This window comes from Cellulophaga baltica, assembly GCF_018861125.1.
Lineage (GTDB): Bacteria > Bacteroidota > Bacteroidia > Flavobacteriales > Flavobacteriaceae > Cellulophaga > Cellulophaga baltica_A.
The window spans coordinates 47,341-67,368 of record NZ_JAHKQN010000028.1; the positions used below are offsets into that span (position 1 = coordinate 47,341).

Sequence of the window (20,028 nt, forward strand, 5' to 3'; positions counted from 1 at the left end):
GTGTTTACTTTAACACAATAAATACTACAACCATGCCTAAAATAATTACGCCTACACTTATTATTGATGGAGAAACTTTTCTTCCTAAATCAGGTTTTAAGGTTTCTATAGAACAATCCATGGGAACGCATAGTTCTTTTAGTGTTGTTTTTCAAACCAATGCTACTGAGGGTTACAATGGTATATTAATGAATAATTCTATTAATTATTCTGGTAAGAAGATATCTATAGGTGTAAATGATGGCGAATTAGAATATGTAGGAATTATCACTTCCGTAAGTTTACAAAAAGGTATTGGAGCATCAGGTGCTATTGTTATTTCGGGTCAAGGTGCAAGTATTTTATTATCTAGATCTGTACAATGTTTCAGTTATGAAGAAGGTACTTCGTTTAGTCAAGTAATTTCAGATACTTTTAACGGCCATGCTACCGATCTTTTAAAAACGGAAATTGGCACAGGTACCGATATTCAATTGCCCTATACCGTACAATATAACGAATCAGATTTTTCATTCTTGCAACGTATGTGTGCACGTTATGGCGTTTGGATGTATGATAATGGACGTACTTTTTGTGTAGGCCGTACAGGTGACCAACAATTAAATGGTGTATACGGACAAAATATCCAGAATTTTGGACTTGCCACAACCTTACAGTCACAAAATAGCGGTTTTAAATCTCAAGATTGGGTAAATGATAGCGAACTAGAAGCAGTTTCCTCTTCATTTAGTGCTCAAAATGGGCATATGTATGCCGGAGTTGTAAAAAGTGAATCGGAAGCATTATTTGCTAAAAAAGAAAACTATTCTTGGAATTACAACCAAAACGAATATAGCGGTCAACAAGGTTTAGACCATATTACTAAGGTAGATACTTTATCAAAGGCAGCAAATATGATTATTGCCAGTGGTACTTCTGAAATTGTAGGGTTACGAGTAGGTGATAGTTTAACTATTGAAGGCACAAGCTTTTCAGATAAAACAAGACGTGATGCTTTTGGATCGTATATGATTACCAAAGTAGCACACCGTTTTGACCATAGCGGTAATTATGAAAATCATTTTGAAGGAGTACCCGAAGGTACAGAACACCCGCATTACAGTGCTGTTTTTGCGACTCCAACAGCAGAAGAACAACGCGGAAAAGTTTTAGACAATAACGACCCTGATGGTTTAGGAAGAATAAAAGTACAATTTCCGTGGCAAAGCCATATGGGGACTACTACACCATGGATAAAAATGAATACTCCTTACGGTGGTAATGGAAAAGGATTCTATTTTATACCTGAAGTAGATGAAGAAGTATTGGTTGGTTTTGAGAACAACAACCCTGAAAAACCTTATGTATTGAGTGCAGGGTTTAATAGCAGTGCTAAAAGCGGTGTTGCTGATGCCGAAAATAACATAAAGAGTATACGCACCCGTAGTGGCCATACTATAGAATTAAATGATACTGATGGTGAAGAAAAGATAAACATTTATGATCATGAAGGAAGCATAATTACCTTTGATACGCAAGCCAAATCATTATATATTACAGCTACAGAAAGTATAGAGTTCCAAGCGAAAAATATTAAAATGATTGCTGAAGAAAATATTGACCTTCAAGCACAAGCTGATATAAATACGGCATCAGAAGGTAGTACAAATATCATATCTGAAAGTACATTAGCATTACAATCTGCATTAGATACTACAATTAATAGCGATTCTAATATAGCAATTGAAGCAACAAGTGATGCTACAATATCTAGTGCTAATACTATAGTTGAAGGGCAAGCTTCTGTTGAAGTTAATGGAGCACAAACAAAAGTAACAGGTAGCGCATTAACCGAAGTTTCAGGTGCAATCGTAAAAATAAATTAAAATAGAATAGTATGCCAGGACCAGCAGCAACAGTAGGAAGCATGCATGTATGCCCAATGCTAAACCCAGGAACTCCACCACCACCACATGTTGGCGGACCTATCTCTGGACCAGGAATACCTACAGTTTTAATAGGTGGTAAACCTGCATCAGTAATGGGTGATCTATGCACCTGCGCAGGACCACCTGATACTATTGTAATGGGTGAAAGTACTGTTTTAATTGGCGGAAAACCTGCTGCTACAATGGGAGATTCTACAGCACACGGTGGAACAATTACAGCAGGAGAACCTACCGTTTTAATTGGTACAGGTACAAGTGCCGCAACTGCTATTATGCCATTACAGAAAATACCATTTCCTACCATTAATTCAAGCCTTAGAGGACAATTAACCGAGGCCATTGCTAAGCAAGAGGCGCTTCGTGAAGAAGCAGATAAAAATGGGTATTTAAACGATTTTTCATTTAGTATGTAGTTATGAACATAGAATATCCTTACAATATAAAATCTTTAGCAGACAGTTTAAAACCTAGTAATAGATTTGGTATATACCCTATTGGTAAATTTAATGCATGGCATGGAGGAATACATATTGAAGGTGACTCACATGTAAAATGCATAGCAGATGGTAGGGTTATAGCATACAGGATACCAACTAAATATTTCTATGAAGATATAGGAAAGGGAAAAGACAATCCTAAATATTCTAATGGTTTTGTATTAATGCAACACCATTATAAGAGCGAAGAGGGTTTAGAGTTTACTTTTTATAGTCTGTACAATCATTTAATGAGTAAAAAGGATTATGAAAAAAATGACTATAGCAAGAAAAAAATACCAGACGTTCTCGCTGAATTTTCTTATAAAGTATCAGGCCAAGCCAAAGATGCTATCAATGGATTAGAAGTTTACAAATTAAATAGTGAAAAGGAATTAGACAGAACAAATCCTGTTTTTTTAAAATATAAAACAACTGTTGAAACATTAACCAGTAATGGTAAAGAAATACTATTAGAATCAAATAAAAAATATAAAAAGATTAAGTGCAAAGATTATGAAGGAAACACACATAGTGATGTTTACGTTTCTAAGCGTCTTATAGTAAATGGTAAGGCTAATTATAAAGGAGACAAGTCACCTAAGAAGGGAGTTATTGTTTATGAAGAAGCAAAAGACACGTCAGAACAATTAAGAGTTATAGAGAAAAATGCAAAAATCAAAATAGATAAAAAAAAGAGTACTAATGAATGGTTAAAGTTAGAAGATGAAGAAGGATTTATTAAAAATGATGATAATCTAACTAAAACCAAAACAATTGATGAAGAAAATCTTTTTTTTGATAAAATAGTAAAATCAGATGGACTGCTTAAAGCAGGAACAATTATAGGTCATACAGGTTTGTTTGATTCGCCTAGCATTTCACAATACAGAGCGGCACATGTTGAGGTTTTTAGTTTTGAAGATCCAAAAGATTTTTTAAAAGGTGGAAAAGATGCAGAGAAAGAAGAGAATAAAAAATTCTTAAAAATTGATAAAGGAGCTGAATTACTTCCGAACTTAAAAAAAAGCATTGCCATAAAAAAACACACTCCAGTAAAAATTTTAGAAATTGACGACAATTATTGTAAGATACAAATAATTAAACCTAGTGCTGTAGTATTGTACAAACACCTTTATGATGGATATGATAATGGAACAGACCACTATACAATTAAAGATGATTATACAGAAACTATAGATGGGGTTGAAAAAGAAATTAAATGCTATGAAATTATAAAAGCATTATTCGGTAAATATTTAAAAGCAAGCTCAAAATTATATTTTTTAAAATATATAGAAGGCTCATCAGAAGAACGAGAGGCTGAGTTTAGACCTGAACATCATGATAAAACTTTTTGGGTAAAAAATAATGCTGCTATACAAAAAGAAAATGCAGAAAATGTATTAATAAAACCTATAAAAAATGATGAGTTTACTTTAGCTGAAGATATATCAGAGTATTATATAACAAAACCTAGTACTGAAAGTGATGCTATTATCACTAAAGAAATCTTTAGAGTTAATAGTACTAGCATACCTAAATACAAAGATGGTGAAAAACAATATTATAAAATAACTTATAATTCAAAAGAAGGATGGATTAAAACTGATGACCCAAAAATAACAAAAATATCAGCATTTAATTGGGAAGAATTTGGTTTTGAAGCTATGGATGCTGGTGACGAATATTGTTATAGTGTAAAAGATGTAAAAAACAACATTGAAACCTCTCCTTTTTTAGAAAAAATCTGGAAAACTATTGATGAAAATAATGATAACATTATTGATGAAAATGAATGGAATAGAACAGCAAAAAGTGCAAAAGTATTATCACAGTTCAGCAAATTAGTTTGCAAACATAAAAGTGAATGGAGTTATACTGAGTCAGAAATAGAAAAAGAAATAAAAGAATATTATAAAATAGGTTTAAACCAAGCTACTGGGGATAAGAAGAAAACTTTAGAAGCTAAACAGGATGAAAATATAGCTTTATTAAAAAAGCGCGTAAAAAACACCTGTTTTTGGGATAAGGTAGAAAAAGGAGAACAGGAAACTAAAAGTACTTTTTCAAATTTATCAACACTAACATTACTGCCTGCTGCTTTTATATATTATTATTTTACAAAAGAAGAAAAAAAAGAAGCAGACAAAAAAAATATTAGAAATTTTAAAACTTCACAAAAAAATGTTTGGCACTTTCATCCAATAGCTTTTGTCGAACATATGAAATTGAATGCGCCATCCGATTGTTACTGTTATAAAATGGGAATTGTCAATAGTCCTTGTGGTGGTAAAGGAAAACTTATTGAAGAAAAACATTATGATACTCTTTCACAAGAAATGGGTGTTGAAAAAAATGTATTTAAAGCAGTCGCAAAGGTGGAGAGTGGAGGACGAAATTCTTTTATTTCCAAAGATCCACAATTGTCAAAAATATTGTATGAAAGGCATAAAGCTTATAAACATACAAAAAAACAAAAAGGTAAAGTTAAAGCAGATGAGTTACAAACTTCCAATGACAATTTATTTAATAAAGCTAGAGGTGGATATAAAGGTGGTATTAAAGAGCATGAAAGATTAAAAGATGCTTCTGAACTTCTTGATAATAACAGATCTATTCCTATTATGAGTGCATCTTGGGGTAAATTTCAAGTCCTTGGAGAGTATTATACATATTTGTATGATTCAGCTGAAGACTTAGAAAAAGCACAAAACATGTGTGAAATACAACAATTTAGATTCTTTAGGACTTATTTAGAGGATGTCGCCCCTTCTATAATAAATGCAATGAAGGCCAAGGATTGGAAAAACATAGCAAGACTTTATAATGGCCCTAAATATTACGAAAATGATTATGATAACAAAATGAAAAAAGCTTATGAAAAATATAATAATAGTTAGTTTTTATTTTTTTTTAATTTTATCTTCTTGTAAAATGAAAAATAATCATTCAGAAGAAATAAATGAAAATATAAATAATCAAAAAGAATTAGATTCACTTACAAAAATAACTGAGAATACTAACCGCAAGAGCTATCAAAAAAAAAATAGCATAAGTATTTCAATAGATACTATAAACTCAAATATAATTTATATTCTTAATTTAAAGAATAAATTATGTTCGCAGAGCGAAACTATTTTAACACATACTCTAATGGAATCAAATTTTCATAATTTGGAATTGGAGGGAAATAATATATTTTATGAGTATGAAAGTGTAAGACCTGTTTATTATAAAATTATTTATTTTAATGATTCATTAGAAATTATAGACTCAATTGAAACTGGAAATTTTAATATGGAAAAATCTGATTATGACATAAAGATTGAAAAAAAACGGATAAATGTTTGTGATCAAAAAATTGATTTAATTTTAAATTAATTTATAGACCCCGCTAGCGCTCTTTTGCAACAAGTGCCTTATCAAGTAAGAAGGCAACTATTTTAATTAGCTTTTGTACTTTTAAGTAATGAGTATTAAGAATAAACCGCTTAAACTTAACGGTGCTAAATTGGTATGCAAGCATACTTTAGAATGGGCTTATACACCAAAACAAATAAGTGACGAGGTTAGTAAAATTTACGATTAATATATAAGCTTAGAAGACCCTAGTGTTGAAAGTGAATTAAAAAAATTAAAAAAAGAAAAATTACAAGGTTTAGAAGAACAGGTAGAAAAAATGATGTTTTGGGAAGAATTAAAAGGAAAGACATATATACCACCAGAACCAGAGAATAAAAAAAGAAAAAAACAAGAACCTTTAAATTTGGAAGTATTTGGTATATTAGATAGTCCATACGCACTTACTCCAGCTGATGATCAGGGCCTGAATGAAATTACAGCTGATCCTGTTCAAAATGATATTCATGCACCACAACCTGAAACAACACAACCTGAAACTCTAGAAGCAACTGAAACTACAGAAATAGAAGAAGTAAAAGCCCCTAAACGTTTAATGCCTACCGCAAATGATGTATACCACTTCCACCCTATTGCTTTTATAAACCACATGAAACTGGTGTTTGGAGAGCAAACTGGAGAATGTCATTGTAATCGTGATTTAACAACTGAAGAATTTAAAAATATATTTATTCAAGTTCGTAAGAGTGAGAAACTTGGGAAAGGAATCTTGAACCATAGTAATTGTGCTATTCCAAGTAATGATAAAACTTTTGAAAGGTTAACGGAAGAATTTAATAAAACAACAAGGAAATACGGAATAAATCAATGTATTCAGAAAATTCATTTTATTTCTCAGATATATTGGGAATCAGCACGATTTACTACAGGTTTAGAGTTTGCAGATGGTACAGGATATAATCCTGGACAACATAGAGATGCAGCAAAAATGGGACATACAGTAGCTGGAGATGGCCCTAAATATAAAGGGCGTGGATTTATGCAATTGACTTGGCGAAAGTCGCAAATAGAATATCTAAAATATGCAGCTAAAAAAGAAGGTACGTTAAAAGGTAAGACAGATACAGAACTTGAGTTGCGAAGTAATAATTATGAGAAGTATATTTCAGATAATCTTTTCTATGCAATGGATTCTGCTGGATGGTTCTGGTCTAATTATAAAAAAGCAGGTTCAAAATATTCAGAATTAAAAGGTAAACCATTAAATGACATAGCTTTGCACGGTGATACATATATAAATTATATATCTACGTTAGTTAATGGAGGTGGTAGTGGGAAATCTGAACGAAAAAAATATTATGGAATATTAAAAAATATTTTTAAATATGATTTTGTTTGTGTCAACAATGAAAATAAACAAGAATTAGAGTCAAGTGATTTTGCTCCTTGGGTTAAATATATATACCAAGAATTTGCAGAATATAAAGGTTTAAATGAAGTTGAATCTCCGTTAAAAGAAAGAATAATAGAATATCATAAACCTGGAAGAAAAAGTGGGGACCATAGTATATCATGGTGTGCGTCTTTTGTGTATTGATGTTTTGTTCAAGCAGGATATTCTAATATTAATACAGGTTCTAATTGGTATGCATTTGACTGGGCACCAGAAGGTAATGTTAAGGCGTCAGATAAAAATGTAGCTGGACTTACAGGTTGGAAAGAAGGTGAGGAATGTGAAGCATTTGTAGGTGCAGTTATAGTATTAAATTATTCTCATTGTGCAGTTATCGTTGGGAAAAATACCACGCTAGAAAAATATGTTTATATAGGTGGAAATCAAGGTGATGGAACTATTTCTGGAGCTCAGCAAATAAAGTATGGAACTGTCACAATAGGTAATGAATACGCTATAATGAAACCTATAAAATATACTCCATCTTCTTATGAGCTTCCTGAGATGAATAAGAATGAAGATGGTAGTTATGCATCAACACACTAAATATACTAAAATGAATAAATTTCTTATTACAGTTGTATTATTACCTCTATTAATTGCTACAGGATGCAAAAAGAAGAAGGAGGAGAATTTAAAAGAGGATGTGAAAAAAGAAACGAATACTATTGTTAAAAATCCAAATTGTTTTACGCAAAATGATATTATAACGTTAAATAGTCACTATTTTGAAATAGAAAAGGTTCTAAAGCAGGGGGGGGATTTTGATTTAAAAAAGTCAAATGTTTTTTACACAAAAAAACATAGTGATTTGATTTTAAGAAAACTGAAAGAAAGCAAGTGCTCGGCAAGACCTATTAAATATTCTGGAAAATGTTTAGAAACTATAAGTTTTTATATAGACTACAAAGAGATTTTTGAAACAGATGATGGAGATCATTTGGCAGAAGAAACATATGAAATAATATTGTCTAAGAAGAATAATAAGTTTTTTTCTAAAACTTCTTTATAATAGTACTATATGAAATTTAAGCTAACATTTTGTTTTTTACTAATATTTATTTTTTTGGTTTCTTGTAAGCTGAAAACCAAAGAAGTAATAAATGTAGGTAACGATGATATAAAGGATGTTTTAGTAGAAGAAGGGGAGATCTTCATCTTTTTAAAAGATAAGGTGCTTTTAAAGTTTAATTTTTCTTCATTTTTAGATAGTGAATCTGAGTATTACTTTAGTAGAGATACTTTAAAAGTCCATGAATACGATTCCAGTTATGGGAATTTTGTAGACTGGAATTTTATCTATAAGGATAGTACATTATTTTTAAAAAATCTTAAAGCTTTTTTTCCATTTAAGCAAGATATTTTAGGGCGTAATAAATACTGTATAATGGATAGTTTGAATATGGATATTCGCACTATAGATAGTGAGCAGTTATTTGAAGAGTTCAATACAGAAAAGTATTGTGAATTAAGGAAATAGTATAAAGCCCCCGCTAGCGTAAGCGTCTCGCTTGTGCCGTTACAGCTTTGAATAAAATAATTTTCATCACTTATTTCTTTTACTCTTATGTATCTTACTTACTCGATTACGAGCGTAATGCTTTTTAATCAAGGAGTTTGGATAGGATATTTTAGACCTAAAAATTACACAAAACAATTATAATGAAAAAAATTATATTATTTACATTACTATGTAGCATTTTGTCATGTAAAGGACAAATAGAAAAAGAAGAAGTAGTTTCATCATTTGAGTATTTATCAGAAGAAGTATTAAAGACTAAATCAAAAGAAGAATTAGGTTTACTCCGTAACGAAGTTTATGCTAGAAAAGGTTATGTTTTTAAAAGTAAAGATTTAAACGATTTCTTTAAAAAAAAAGCTGGTATTCACCAAATAAATTAGTTAAAATTTCTTTATCAGATACTGAAAAAGATTATCTTGATGAGATTAAATTTCTTAAAAAAAATAATTACTCTTTAACTAATACTTGTGAAAGTTGGCCATATAGTAATTTATACCCACTAACAGGTGAGAAAATATTATCTAAAGAAACTCAACTTATACTAAAAGGTTCCGAATTAGATGATTTTGAATATCTAGAAAAATTTAGAAATTATACTTGTGAAGGTAAAGGACCATTTTTCTATAAGATAAATTGTAAAAAAGATTTTTTCTATATATTAATGGTAACTTATTGTACTGATTCTGAATATGTTTTTATTTCAACTAATAAATTGGACAGGGATGATGTTTTAGAAATATATGGGTTAAGAGGTGATTTATGGGATAATATTAACAAGGATTTTATTTTAAATAGAAACATTTTAGAACTAAATACAATAAAAACTGAAGAAAATATTGATACTGAAAAACTAATAAATAAATACAAACTTACTGATACTGGTTTGATTGAATTATAATTTTTTTTTAATAAAGATTAAACCCGATATCCCCTGCTAGCTCAAGCGTCTGGCTTGTGCCGTTACTGCTTTAATAATAATATTTTTCATCATCGATTTCTTTTACTCTTTTGTATCTTACTTACTCGATTACGAGCGTAATGCTTTTTAATCAAGGAGTTTGGATAGGATATTTTAGATTCAGAAATTAGACAAAACAACTATAATGAAGAAAATTATATTATTTACATTACTCTGTACTGTTTTGTCTTGTAGAGGGCAAACAGAATCAAAAGAACTAATTTCATCTTTTGAGTATTTAACGGAAGAAGTATTAAAAACAAAATCTAAAAAAGAATTAGGTTTACTCCGCAACGAAGTTTATGCTAGAAAAGGTTATGTTTTTAAAAATGATGATTTAAATACTTATTTCGAAACTAAATCATGGTATAAACCTAATCCAAATATTTCTTTATCATTTACTGAAAAAGAAAGTAGTTATATTTCTAAAATAAAGACCTTAGAAGAGGTAGAAAATGATTCCTCAATAGTTAATTGTATTAATTATTATGATCATAATAAATCAAAGATATACCCCTTGTCGGGTTCTAAAATAGAAAATGAGGAACTTCCAAACGGACTAATTGATATTGAGTTAAGTCATGACAGCCTTAAACCGGAAATAAAAGAAATTTTGTTTGATGGATCTATTTTTAATCTTGATTGTCTAAATCCTAACAAATATAGATTTATAATTACAGCATATCCAAATCAAAATCTACACTCATATTTAGTTATTGGTGACTTGATCGAAATCAAAAAACTTTATGGTAGTTTTGGCCCTTATAACAATCATAAAGAATATGATTTTGTATTAAATCACAAGGATTTAGAAATTACTATAGAAGATTGGGAACGAGACAAAAAAGTATCAACTAAGGTTGAAAAATACAAGCTTACAGATACAGGTTTAGTTAAGTTGTAAATTTTTACTCTCTTACGCTCGTTTGTAACAAGTGCCATATCGAGTAAGAAAACATCAATTAAAATTATAAATGTTTTAGTTAACTTTCGCCCCCGCTAGCGCAAGCGTCTCGCTTGTGCCGTTACAGCTTTGAATAAAATAATTTTCATCACTTATTTCTTTTACTCTTATGTATCTTACTTACTCGATTACGAGCGTAATGCTTTTTAATCAAGGAGTTTGGATAGGATATTTTAGATTCAGAAATTAGACAAAACAACTATAATGAAGAAAATTATATTATTTACATTACTCTGTACTGTTTTGTCTTGTAGAGGGCAAACAGAATCAAAAGAACTAATTTCATCTTTTGAGTATTTATCAGAAGAAGTATTAAAAACAAAAACCGAAGAAGATTTATGCTTGCTTAGAAATGAAGTTTTTGCACGTAAAGGTTATGTTTTTAAAAATGAGGATTTAAATACTTATTTTAAAACTAAAACTTGGTATAAACCTAATAATAAATTAAACCCTGAATCTTTAAATTTTTCAGAAAAAGAGAAAAATTATATAAATCAAATCAAATACATCGAGGAAGATTTCTTTAATAAGAAAGAAGTTAGTAGCTCAATAATGTGTATCGATCATTTAGCTAAAACTAATTCAAATATATACCCAATCACAGAAAACAAATTAAACTCTGATAAATACTATGAACTATTAAAACCTATAGATTACAATTCAGATAATAGAAAAAAAATCGCTGAAATATTTTATGATGAAGGCTTGGTTTGCGATATCACTTGTAATCCGATTGGCATTAAATATAAACTAATATCCTATTTTAAAGTTGGTGAACAGCACATGGTTAGGCTAGCTACTATTAAGGATAATAAAATAGAATATATAAAACTTTACGAGACTATTATTAATGTAAATGGTTACAGTTTTAATTCAGGTTATTATGATATAGATTTCAAGCTGGATGTTGATTCGTTAGAAGTATATAAAATTTTCAAAATATGGGACAAAGAAAATAGTACAGAAGAAAATCGATATCCTATTAAAGAACTTCGAAGAGAAGTAATTAAATATAAACTAACAGAAAACGGTTTAACCGAGTTAGAATAAAAACTTTCTCCCTAGCGCGCCAAATCCGCAACCCTGGCGCACTTCTGTGAAGTGTGTCTAATTTTCTTTAGTATTTGCAATGCAATTTATTATCTTGAAACAATGTCTCAGAGATATAAAGTCATAGATAGTACCGTTCCAACATTTGCGACAATAACAATAATTGATTGGGTAGATTTATTTATTCGACCAACGTATTTTAAAATATTAGATGATTCTCTAAATTATTGTATTGTAAACAAAGGATTAGTTAATGATAGTCATAAATTAGATTTTGTCTCCCGCTAGCGCAAGCGTCTCGCTTGTGCCGTTACTGCTAGAATGGGCTTATACACCAAAACAAATAAGTAACGAGGTTAGTAAAATTTATGATTATTATATAAGTTTAGAAGACCCTAGTGTTGAAAGTGAATTAAAAAAAGAAAAATTACAAGGTTTAGAAGAGCAGGTAGAAAAAATGATGTTTTGGGAAGAATTAAAAGGAAAGACATATATACCACCAGAACCAGAGAATAAAAAAAGAAAAAAACAAGAACCTTTAAATTTGGAAGTATTTGGTATATTAGATAGTCCATACGCACTTACTCCTGCTAATGATCAGAGCCTGAATGAAATTACAGTTGATCCTGTTCAAAATGATATTCATGCACCGCAACCAGAAACAACACAAACAGAAACTCTAGAAGTAACTGATGAATCAACTGAAACTACAGAAATAGAAGAAGTAAAAGCCCCTGAACGATTAATGCCTACCGCTAATGATGTATACCACTTCCACCCTATTGCTTTTATCAATCAAATGAAATTGATGTTCCCAGAGGGGGAAAATGAATATTATTGTGATAGAGATCTTTCGGAAGAAGAAGTTAAAAAGATAATAGTTGCATTACGTAAATCAGAATCTTCTGTTTATGTAGGGTCTAATAAAGAAAAATTATTTTTTAAAAGTAATTGTGATTTACCAGAAACAGATAAAACTTTCGCAAAATTCACGAAGGAATTAAATAAAGCTTTTAACACTTATACTATTGACACTTGCATTAGAAGTATGCACTTTTTAGCACAAATTTATCATGAAACTGATAGGTTAAGAACGAATAAAGAATATGCTACGCAAAAACCATATGCTCCTTACACAGGTAGAGGTCTTATGCAACTTACGTGGAAATCTAACTACATTAAATATAAAGACTATAGTAATGTAGAATGTGTAACAGATTATGAATCGATTTCTAATAATCTATTTAATGCTTTTGATTTTGCTGCTTGGTTTTGGGAAAAAGGAAAAGCTTTGAATGTAGGAACAACATGGACAGCTCCTTCAACCGCTCCATCATACGTTAGTGTTTATAATGCTAGTTATCCTAAAAGTATAATAATTTACGACAACGAAGGTAATTCGGATGAATATGGAACTGTAGATTTAAACCTAATGGCTGATAATGATCATATAGATATCATAAGTTGGTTTGTTAATGGAGGCAGTAATGGATTACAAGAAAGGAGAGATTATTTGAAAAAATTGAAGAAAATTTTTAAATATGACGCGAAATGTGTCTCAAATATTAATAGAGTTGAACAGGAACCAGAATCTATCGTTAATAATGGTGTAATTCTTCATTTTACTGGGGAAACATCAACAGAATCATCATTATCAGAAAAAACTAAAAATATTTTAAAAGAAGAAGGAGAAGCTTCAGGAAACTTTAATATTCATATTACAAGTACTGCTAGAACTCCGTATGACCAAGCTAGAATTATGTATGAAAATTGTAAATCTACAGGAGCTTCAGTTCAAAAGGGGATATATGCTTCTTCTGGAGATCAAGTGATTGATGTCTATACGGCTGAAGATAATTTAGGAAAAAGTAAAGAAGAAGTTATTGAGAAGATGGAAGATAAAATATTAGAGATAGGTCCATCAACAGTATCTAAACATCTTGCGGATCCTGAAGTTATGAATACTTTTGATGTATCATACGGAAATTTAACAGACAAGACAAATTTTTGGGACGAAATGGAAAAACGTTCTGAATTAGATAAAATTTTAGAAGAAAACAGTTGTTATCACATTCAAATAAATCAATAATGCAAAAACTTGTAATATTACTAATATTAACTTTTAGTTTTATTTCTTCTTGTAAGCGAGAAAAAATAAAAAATATAGGATCTAAAAATGTCGATGATTCTACAATTAAAAACAGGTATATTAAGACTGTTAATGATACCATAATTAAAAGTCCTAATGTTATTTTTGTAATGCCAAATGAAGAAGAAATAGAAATCTTAAAGAAGAAGCATGGAGAAGATAATTTTTATATAATAGCTGATGACATTAATTTTTATATGGCAGGTATTGTAAGAGATTTAAAAATTAAAAATATTATTTTCAGTTCAAAAAGTAGTTATTTTTTTGATGAACAAAATATTAAAATAACCAAAAAAGATTTTAAAGACCCATGGTTTATTATTGATTATATTAATGGAAAACCTATAAAGTATTCATTAGTTGATTATTATTCGAAAGTTAAAAAGAGTAGTAAATCTTTATCTGTTTTTGAAAATAATAAAGATTTTTTTATTGAAGATATAGATGTCAATAATGATGGTGTGTTAGATAAAATAGTAAGTAGTAAACCTTATAAAGGAAACTCATTGTATTTATTTTGTAAGAAAAATGATAATTATATATTGGCATTAGAAAGTGTAAATTTTTCTGAAGATGGAGGTAACATAATTCATAATATTTCACAATCTAAAGATGATGATGAAATATTTATTTTGCATACTGTATTTCCTGATGGAGGAAATTTTCAAGCTTTTCATTATATTAAATATAACGTACCTAATATATGGAAACTAGATAAAACTATATATGAAAAAACAGACTGGCAAGATTCTAAAACTTATATCTGTGATGTGAAACAAGATGTAAATATGGAAGAGTTTCTTTCAGGCAAAGGATTTAATTCTATACCTGAAAATGTTAATAATAATGAAATGTGTAAAATTAAAAATTAAATGCTTTATCTTAAGTAATAAAAAAAACAACTAATTATTGTAGTTTTTTATGGTTTAAAAGTTAATCTTTCCAACCACGTATTTTTCCGCTCTGCTAAGTTTGCAACCCTACTGGCGAAAGTTTTTGTAATAAAAATTTTACTACGGAGGACTTGAAAAGAATTGTACAGTACGTTCGTTACAATACTTTCTATAATAAAAAACCAATCACAGAACATCATGGGGAAAAATTATTTCATGGTAAAGGTGGTGTTCCTGCAAGCGATCATAATTATGAAAAGTTAACAGAGGTCTTAAATACTTCTTTTGCTAAGTTTGGCATTACTAATTGTTCTCATAAAATACATTATTTAGCAAATATGTATACGGAAACCAATTATTTTACTGCTACTGAGGAATTTGGAAATAACCATGGTTATATGCCTTATAAAGGACGTGGTTTTCAACAAGAACAGACTGGAATCATGGTAAAGTAGCTACACAAGCGGAACGAGAAAGAACAAGTAATTACAAAGCTTATTCAGATGCTGAAGGTAATCAAGATATATATTCAGGCACTAATTATTATAAAGTTAGTTATGCTCAAGAGTCAGGAAGTAAAGCTCATTTGAGGTCTGAATTAACTGACAGCGCTTTAAATAAAATGGATTGTTCTGAATTAGTGTGTAGATATCTAAATAAAATAGGCTGGTTCTTCCTAAAGGAAAGCCATTAACTGTCAATAATTTACAAATACTTTAATAACACATTAATATTCATATAATTAAAACATTACTACTGCTCTGTTAAAATAATATTACAACTCAATAGAGTTTTTTTTATGTATAATAACTCAAATTAAGTTATTATGAAACTTTTTTTAAATTACTGTTATCATTCATATTTATTTTTGTTGTAGGCTGTGCAGATCTATTAAAAATAGATACAGAATATATTACTATTACAGCAGAAAATCTATACGAATATGATAGCCTGCAATCATTTGAAGAAATTTATGACAGCACCGTAGTTATTAATTTTTTAAATAAAAAAACAGTAACCGAGCTAATTAATTTTGAAAATTTTTACGCACTTGCATCTATTCGGTATAGCTTTAGGAAAACTCTAGATGACAGCCAAGATAAAATGAGATTTGGTCCAATAGATATTGATGGTAGCCAACCAGGTTTTTCTAGAATTGCCTTTCTCGATACGTTATTATTTATGGCAATAGAGAAAACATCAAGTGTTACACATCACTTATTTAAAAGAATTAAATCGTTTAGAAGTTTTTCATAGCCTATAAAAAGAAAATCCATTTAAAAAATTACCAGAGCAAGATTTGTATTCAAATATTTTGTCCAAATTATAATTGGTAAAAAACTTTCACAATTAAGGATAATGCACCCAAAGAGATTAACTGGAATAATTTTGAAAATTTAATCTCGCGCCAACAAAGAAAATTATTTACAACTATTAGAGATTTCATACCTGAACTTGAAACTGAATTACCTAAAATATATAAAGTTTGCTTTTGAGCTGAAAGACTATAACAATGCATTAATTATTCGAGATAGTACCGTTCAACCTTTATTTAAAGAGCTTGATGCCATTAGTTTAAATACTAAAATTAATTTAAGGCAAAATGATTTTAATAACGAAACCTTAAAAAAACGCTAAAAAGTTTAAGTGTTTTTAATGAAATAGAAACAGTCCTTAAAACGGACCAAGGGTTTATTATTAATTAAGATGATGACGATTTGTATATTGTGTATTATTACGAAAATAATGGAACTCCTTACATATTCTGTTTATCAGGACTTGATTATTTAAGACAAAGTCAAATTTATTTTCAATTATTAAGTAATATAGAGAATCTAAAAAATAATGGGTTATAATCTTATCTATTAATCAACTCATTTGATGGTTGTAGCATTATAAATCGGTCATTGTCAAAACAATTTAACGTGATGTACAATTGCTGTTTTTTACTAAGTTTTGTGTTTTTAAGTACACTAATAATCTTGTAACTTGTGTTTTTTTCTAGCTTTTCCGGGTAATTGTGTAGGTATAAAGGTTCTACTTTAAAAGCAGTGCCTTTCCAACTCTTTACGTGAAAATTGAGATCATTAAGCGGGTAAACTTTCGCCGAATTATTAATAATTTCTAATTCAAAATACATTTCATTTTTATCAAAAACTATAGTGTTCAACTTAAAATCAATAACACTAATTTTGCTATGTACATTTTTAATGCTTGGTTTTTCATTAGGCATATTTTCGCAAAATATTTGATAATACATTTCTGGTTCAGAACTGTATAAATCTTCAATAACGGTAAATTCTTCTTCTATGAGTTCTTCTTTTGTATTTGCTTCTACAACTTCTATTTGTTCTTCTTTATTAATATCAGCTGTAACTTCTTCTTGTTTATTCTCAATAACAATTGAGGGAGTTTCTTTTTCAACTTCTAAAGTCTGAGATTCTATTTCAGTTTCAATAGTATTTTCTTTAGCCATATCAGTGGCACCTATTTTTGTGTTATTTTCACTTTTAATAACATTGCTAGCATTAATACTTCCTACTGCGTCAGAAGCAGTAAGTATATATACAAAATTTACAACTTTATTAGATGGTTGTAGTAAAAATGAATAGATATTTCCATCAATTGTAGTAACCGTTAAATTACTCAATTGCTTTGTCTTTTTTGTTTTTAAAATACCCATATTACTCATGTCGTCATAACTGAATTGAAAATCAGAAGAAGGAGAAACAACATTTGCTATTTCTGTAGGAAATATAAGTGTAATAGTATTATTTTCATTTATAGTAATAGTTATAGGGCCGTTTACTCTCGCATATGTTAATTGCGTAACAAACACAATAATAAATAAGAAAATTTTAAAGTATTTACTGCTCATAATTAAAATAAGTATAGGGTTACCTTACTATGTAATTGAAAATTTTTTCTTACAAAATTGAGCGCTAATTTAGTCAAGACTTTAATCTATAAAAAATATAATCGTTTAAAGTAGCTTCTAAAATATGGAATTATAGATTTGTTAGTATTCTATTGCTTATGGTATATAATATGTTCTTTTTTAGTGAAAATTATTCTTAAATAGTTGTTGAACATCGTAATTATAAAAACTATTAAAGCATTAAAACGATATTCATTTCTTAAATTTGTAATTGCTCGTTATTAGCGAAAAATATTAAAGTTTTATCAGAACAAAATGAAAAAGACATTATTCGACAAAGTATGGGATTCGCATGTAGTTAAACATGTAGAAGACGGACCAGACGTATTGTTTATAGACCGTCACTTAGTGCACGAGGTAACTAGTCCGGTTGCATTTTTAGGTATTAAAAATAGAGGAATTAGTGTATTGTACCCAGAGCGTACTTTTGCTACTGCCGATCATAACACACCAACAATTAATCAACATTTACCAGTTGAAGATCCACTTTCTGCTAATCAATTAAAAGCATTAGAAGAAAATGCAAAAGCATATGGTATTTCTCACTGGGGATTAGGACATCAAAAAAATGGAATTGTGCACGTTGTAGGTCCTGAATACGGAATTACACAGCCAGGAGCAACAATTGTTTGTGGTGATTCACATACCTCTACACACGGAGCATTTGGTGCTATCGCGTTTGGTATTGGTACTTCTGAAGTAGAAATGGTTTTAGCCTCGCAATGTATTATGCAACCTAAGCCTAAAAAAATGAGAATTAATGTTACAGGTGATTTAAACTTTGGGGTTACACCTAAAGATGTTGCTTTATATATTATTTCTAAGTTAACAACTTCTGGTGCTACAGGATACTTTGTAGAATATGCAGGTGATGTTTTTGAAAACATGACTATGGAAGGCCGTATGACGGTTTGTAATTTAAGTATTGAAATGGGTGCTCGTGGTGGTATGATTGCACCTGATGAAAAAACATTTGAATATGTAAAAGGTAGAGAGTTTACTCCAACAGGTGCTGCTTGGGATAAAGCAATGGCTTATTGGGAAACTCTACACACTGATGAAGGTGCTACTTTTGATAAAGAACTTACTTTTGATGCTTCTGATATAGAACCAATGATCACCTATGGTACAAATCCAGGAATGGGTATTGGTATTTCTAAAAACATACCTAATGCAGAACAGGTTGAAGGTGGTGTAAGTACATATAAAAAATCATTAGGCTATATGTCTTTCAACGAAGGAGATGGAATGATTGGTAAGCCAATTGATTTCGTTTTTATAGGAAGCTGTACAAATGGTCGTATTGAAGATTTTAGAGCCTTTACATCTATTATTAAAGGACGCCAGAAAGCACCGAATGTAACAGCTTGGTTGGTACCAGGTTCACACAAAGTTGAGGCTGCTATTAAAGATGAAGGTCTTTTAGATATAATCCATGAAGCTGGTTTTGTGTTAAGAGAGCCAGGTTGTTCTGCTTGTTTAGCAATGAACGATGATAAAGTACCTGCAGGTAAATTAGCTGTTAGTACATCAAACAGAAACTTTGAAGGTCGTCAAGGCCCAGGATCAAGAACATTATTAGCTTCACCTCTAGTTGCTGCGGCTGCGGCTGTTACTGGTAAAGTTACTGACCCTCGTGAATTAATGGAAAATGTAGTTGCTGGTTAAGTAGCAACAAATAAAAAAATAGTAAAATGGCTTACGATAAATTTGAAATATTAACAAGTACTGCAGTTCCTTTGCCAATAGAAAATGTAGATACTGATCAAATAATACCTGCTCGTTTCTTAAAAGCAACTGAGCGTAAAGGTTTTGGCGATAATCTTTTTAGAGATTGGCGTTATAATAATGATGAAACACCTAAAGCTGATTTTGTATTAAACGATGCAACGTATTCAGGTAAAATATTAGTTGGTGGTAGAAACTTCGGTTCTGGTTCTTCAAGAGAGCATGCTGCTTGGGCAGTATATGATTACGGATTCCGTTGTGTAATTTCTAGTTTCTTTGCAGATATATTTAAGGGTAACTGTTTGAATATTGGTGTTTTACCAGTGCAAGTTAGTGCTGAATTTGCAGAAAAAGTATTTGCAGAAATTGAGAAAGATCCTAAAACAGAAATTGAAGTTAATTTACCTGAGCAAAAAGTAACAATTTTAGCTACTGGTGAATCTGAGTCTTTCGATATCAACGGATACAAAAAAGAGAACATGTTAAACGGTTTTGATGATATTGACTATCTAGTTAATGTGAAAGATCAAATCGTTGAATTCGCTAAAAATACTCCATTATAGAAAAGTAGTATTTAGTAATTACTAAATATATTTTCAACTGAGT

18 protein-coding genes and 1 pseudogene are annotated in these 20,028 nt (G+C 29.9%); 18 read left to right on the top strand and 1 reads right to left on the bottom strand.

Annotated elements, in window-relative coordinates; genetic code table 11:
* The first annotated feature begins 32 nt into the window (after window positions 1-32).
* From KO500_RS13625 to KO500_RS13700, 16 genes and pseudogenes are all read left to right on the top strand, one after another.
* Window positions 33-1,865, top strand: a complete 1,833-nt coding sequence (locus tag KO500_RS13625) for a type VI secretion system Vgr family protein (RefSeq protein ID WP_215957113.1) — start codon at window positions 33-35, stop codon at window positions 1,863-1,865.
* 11 nt (window positions 1,866-1,876) lie between these two features.
* Window positions 1,877-2,173: pseudogene (locus KO500_RS17385) on the top strand (PAAR domain-containing protein); the annotation flags it as partial.
* Between the two features lie 170 nt (window positions 2,174-2,343).
* Window positions 2,344-5,307 (top strand): N-acetylmuramidase family protein, encoded by a 2,964-nt coding sequence (locus tag KO500_RS13635; RefSeq protein ID WP_215957115.1) that lies wholly within the window; start codon window positions 2,344-2,346, stop codon window positions 5,305-5,307.
* Window positions 5,285-5,788, top strand: coding sequence for a hypothetical protein (locus KO500_RS13640; RefSeq protein WP_215957116.1), 504 nt, complete (start codon window positions 5,285-5,287; stop codon window positions 5,786-5,788). Before KO500_RS13635 ends, KO500_RS13640 begins: the two co-directional genes overlap by 23 nt.
* 298 nt (window positions 5,789-6,086) lie before the next feature.
* Window positions 6,087-7,364, top strand: a complete 1,278-nt coding sequence (locus KO500_RS13645; RefSeq protein WP_215957117.1) for a hypothetical protein — start codon at window positions 6,087-6,089, stop codon at window positions 7,362-7,364.
* 412 nt (window positions 7,365-7,776) lie between these two features.
* The gene (locus KO500_RS13650) at window positions 7,777-8,232 is read left to right on the top strand and encodes a hypothetical protein (protein ID WP_215957118.1); all 456 of its coding nucleotides are present in this window, start codon (window positions 7,777-7,779) and stop codon (window positions 8,230-8,232) included.
* Window positions 8,233-8,241: 9 nt separating this feature from the next.
* Window positions 8,242-8,700, top strand: a complete 459-nt coding sequence (locus KO500_RS13655) for a hypothetical protein (protein ID WP_215957119.1) — start codon at window positions 8,242-8,244, stop codon at window positions 8,698-8,700.
* A gap of 182 nt (window positions 8,701-8,882) precedes the next feature.
* Window positions 8,883-9,122, top strand: a complete 240-nt coding sequence (locus tag KO500_RS13660; protein WP_215957120.1) for a YARHG domain-containing protein — start codon at window positions 8,883-8,885, stop codon at window positions 9,120-9,122.
* Window positions 9,123-9,403: 281 nt separating this feature from the next.
* Window positions 9,404-9,640 carry a hypothetical protein gene (locus KO500_RS13665; protein WP_215957121.1) on the top strand — a complete coding sequence of 79 codons (237 nt, stop codon included), beginning with the start codon at window positions 9,404-9,406 and terminating at the stop codon, window positions 9,638-9,640.
* A gap of 205 nt (window positions 9,641-9,845) precedes the next feature.
* Window positions 9,846-10,604 (top strand): YARHG domain-containing protein, encoded by a 759-nt coding sequence (locus KO500_RS13670; RefSeq protein WP_215957122.1) that lies wholly within the window; start codon window positions 9,846-9,848, stop codon window positions 10,602-10,604.
* A 264-nt stretch (window positions 10,605-10,868) separates the two neighbouring features.
* Window positions 10,869-11,714, top strand: coding sequence for a YARHG domain-containing protein (locus KO500_RS13675; protein ID WP_215957123.1), 846 nt, complete (start codon window positions 10,869-10,871; stop codon window positions 11,712-11,714).
* A 102-nt stretch (window positions 11,715-11,816) separates the two neighbouring features.
* A complete protein-coding gene (locus KO500_RS13680) occupies window positions 11,817-12,002 on the top strand; it encodes a hypothetical protein (protein ID WP_215957124.1) in 186 nt (61 codons plus the stop codon).
* A 16-nt stretch (window positions 12,003-12,018) separates the two neighbouring features.
* Window positions 12,019-13,803, top strand: coding sequence for a hypothetical protein (locus KO500_RS13685; protein WP_215957125.1), 1,785 nt, complete (start codon window positions 12,019-12,021; stop codon window positions 13,801-13,803).
* Window positions 13,803-14,735, top strand: coding sequence for a hypothetical protein (locus KO500_RS13690; protein WP_215957126.1), 933 nt, complete (start codon window positions 13,803-13,805; stop codon window positions 14,733-14,735). The genes KO500_RS13685 and KO500_RS13690 overlap by 1 nt, the downstream gene beginning before the upstream one ends.
* Window positions 14,736-14,887: 152 nt before the next feature.
* Window positions 14,888-15,211 carry a hypothetical protein gene (locus KO500_RS13695; protein WP_215957127.1) on the top strand — a complete coding sequence of 108 codons (324 nt, stop codon included), beginning with the start codon at window positions 14,888-14,890 and terminating at the stop codon, window positions 15,209-15,211.
* A gap of 649 nt (window positions 15,212-15,860) precedes the next feature.
* Window positions 15,861-16,013: a hypothetical protein gene (locus KO500_RS13700; protein ID WP_215957128.1), complete on the top strand. Its 153-nt coding sequence runs from the start codon at window positions 15,861-15,863 to the stop codon at window positions 16,011-16,013.
* Between the two features lie 601 nt (window positions 16,014-16,614).
* Here KO500_RS13700 and KO500_RS13705 read toward each other — a convergent pair.
* Window positions 16,615-17,634 carry a DUF4138 domain-containing protein gene (locus KO500_RS13705; RefSeq protein WP_215957129.1) on the bottom strand — a complete coding sequence of 340 codons (1,020 nt, stop codon included), beginning with the start codon at window positions 17,632-17,634 and terminating at the stop codon, window positions 16,615-16,617.
* A gap of 315 nt (window positions 17,635-17,949) precedes the next feature.
* Here KO500_RS13705 and leuC point away from each other — a divergent pair, with 315 nt between their 5' ends.
* Together leuC and leuD are read left to right on the top strand one after the other, a co-directional pair.
* A complete protein-coding gene (gene leuC, locus KO500_RS13710; RefSeq protein WP_215957130.1) occupies window positions 17,950-19,362 on the top strand; it encodes a 3-isopropylmalate dehydratase large subunit in 1,413 nt (470 codons plus the stop codon).
* A 26-nt stretch (window positions 19,363-19,388) separates the two neighbouring features.
* Window positions 19,389-19,985 carry a 3-isopropylmalate dehydratase small subunit gene (gene leuD / locus KO500_RS13715; protein ID WP_215957131.1) on the top strand — a complete coding sequence of 199 codons (597 nt, stop codon included), beginning with the start codon at window positions 19,389-19,391 and terminating at the stop codon, window positions 19,983-19,985.
* Window positions 19,986-20,028: the final 43 nt, after the last annotated feature.

Bases quoted from the DNA above. Each gene is read 5' to 3' on its own strand.
- leuC (WP_215957130.1), top strand. From the start codon at position 17,950: ATGAAAAAGACATTATTCGACAAAGTATGGGATTCGCATGTAGTTAAA.
- KO500_RS13640 (WP_215957116.1), top strand. From the start codon at position 5,285: ATGAAAAATATAATAATAGTTAGTTTTTATTTTTTTTTAATTTTATCT.
- KO500_RS13700 (WP_215957128.1), top strand. From the start codon at position 15,861: ATGAGATTTGGTCCAATAGATATTGATGGTAGCCAACCAGGTTTTTCT.
- KO500_RS13665 (WP_215957121.1), top strand. From the start codon at position 9,404: ATGGTAACTTATTGTACTGATTCTGAATATGTTTTTATTTCAACTAAT.
- KO500_RS13675 (WP_215957123.1), top strand. From the start codon at position 10,869: ATGAAGAAAATTATATTATTTACATTACTCTGTACTGTTTTGTCTTGT.
- KO500_RS13645 (WP_215957117.1), top strand. From the start codon at position 6,087: ATGATGTTTTGGGAAGAATTAAAAGGAAAGACATATATACCACCAGAA.
- KO500_RS13655 (WP_215957119.1), top strand. From the start codon at position 8,242: ATGAAATTTAAGCTAACATTTTGTTTTTTACTAATATTTATTTTTTTG.
- KO500_RS13635 (WP_215957115.1), top strand. From the start codon at position 2,344: ATGAACATAGAATATCCTTACAATATAAAATCTTTAGCAGACAGTTTA.
- KO500_RS13670 (WP_215957122.1), top strand. From the start codon at position 9,846: ATGAAGAAAATTATATTATTTACATTACTCTGTACTGTTTTGTCTTGT.
- KO500_RS13680 (WP_215957124.1), top strand. From the start codon at position 11,817: ATGTCTCAGAGATATAAAGTCATAGATAGTACCGTTCCAACATTTGCG.
- KO500_RS13690 (WP_215957126.1), top strand. From the start codon at position 13,803: ATGCAAAAACTTGTAATATTACTAATATTAACTTTTAGTTTTATTTCT.
- KO500_RS13625 (WP_215957113.1), top strand. From the start codon at position 33: ATGCCTAAAATAATTACGCCTACACTTATTATTGATGGAGAAACTTTT.
- leuD (WP_215957131.1), top strand. From the start codon at position 19,389: ATGGCTTACGATAAATTTGAAATATTAACAAGTACTGCAGTTCCTTTG.
- KO500_RS13650 (WP_215957118.1), top strand. From the start codon at position 7,777: ATGAATAAATTTCTTATTACAGTTGTATTATTACCTCTATTAATTGCT.
- KO500_RS13705 (WP_215957129.1), bottom strand. From the start codon at position 17,634: ATGAGCAGTAAATACTTTAAAATTTTCTTATTTATTATTGTGTTTGTT.
- KO500_RS13660 (WP_215957120.1), top strand. From the start codon at position 8,883: ATGAAAAAAATTATATTATTTACATTACTATGTAGCATTTTGTCATGT.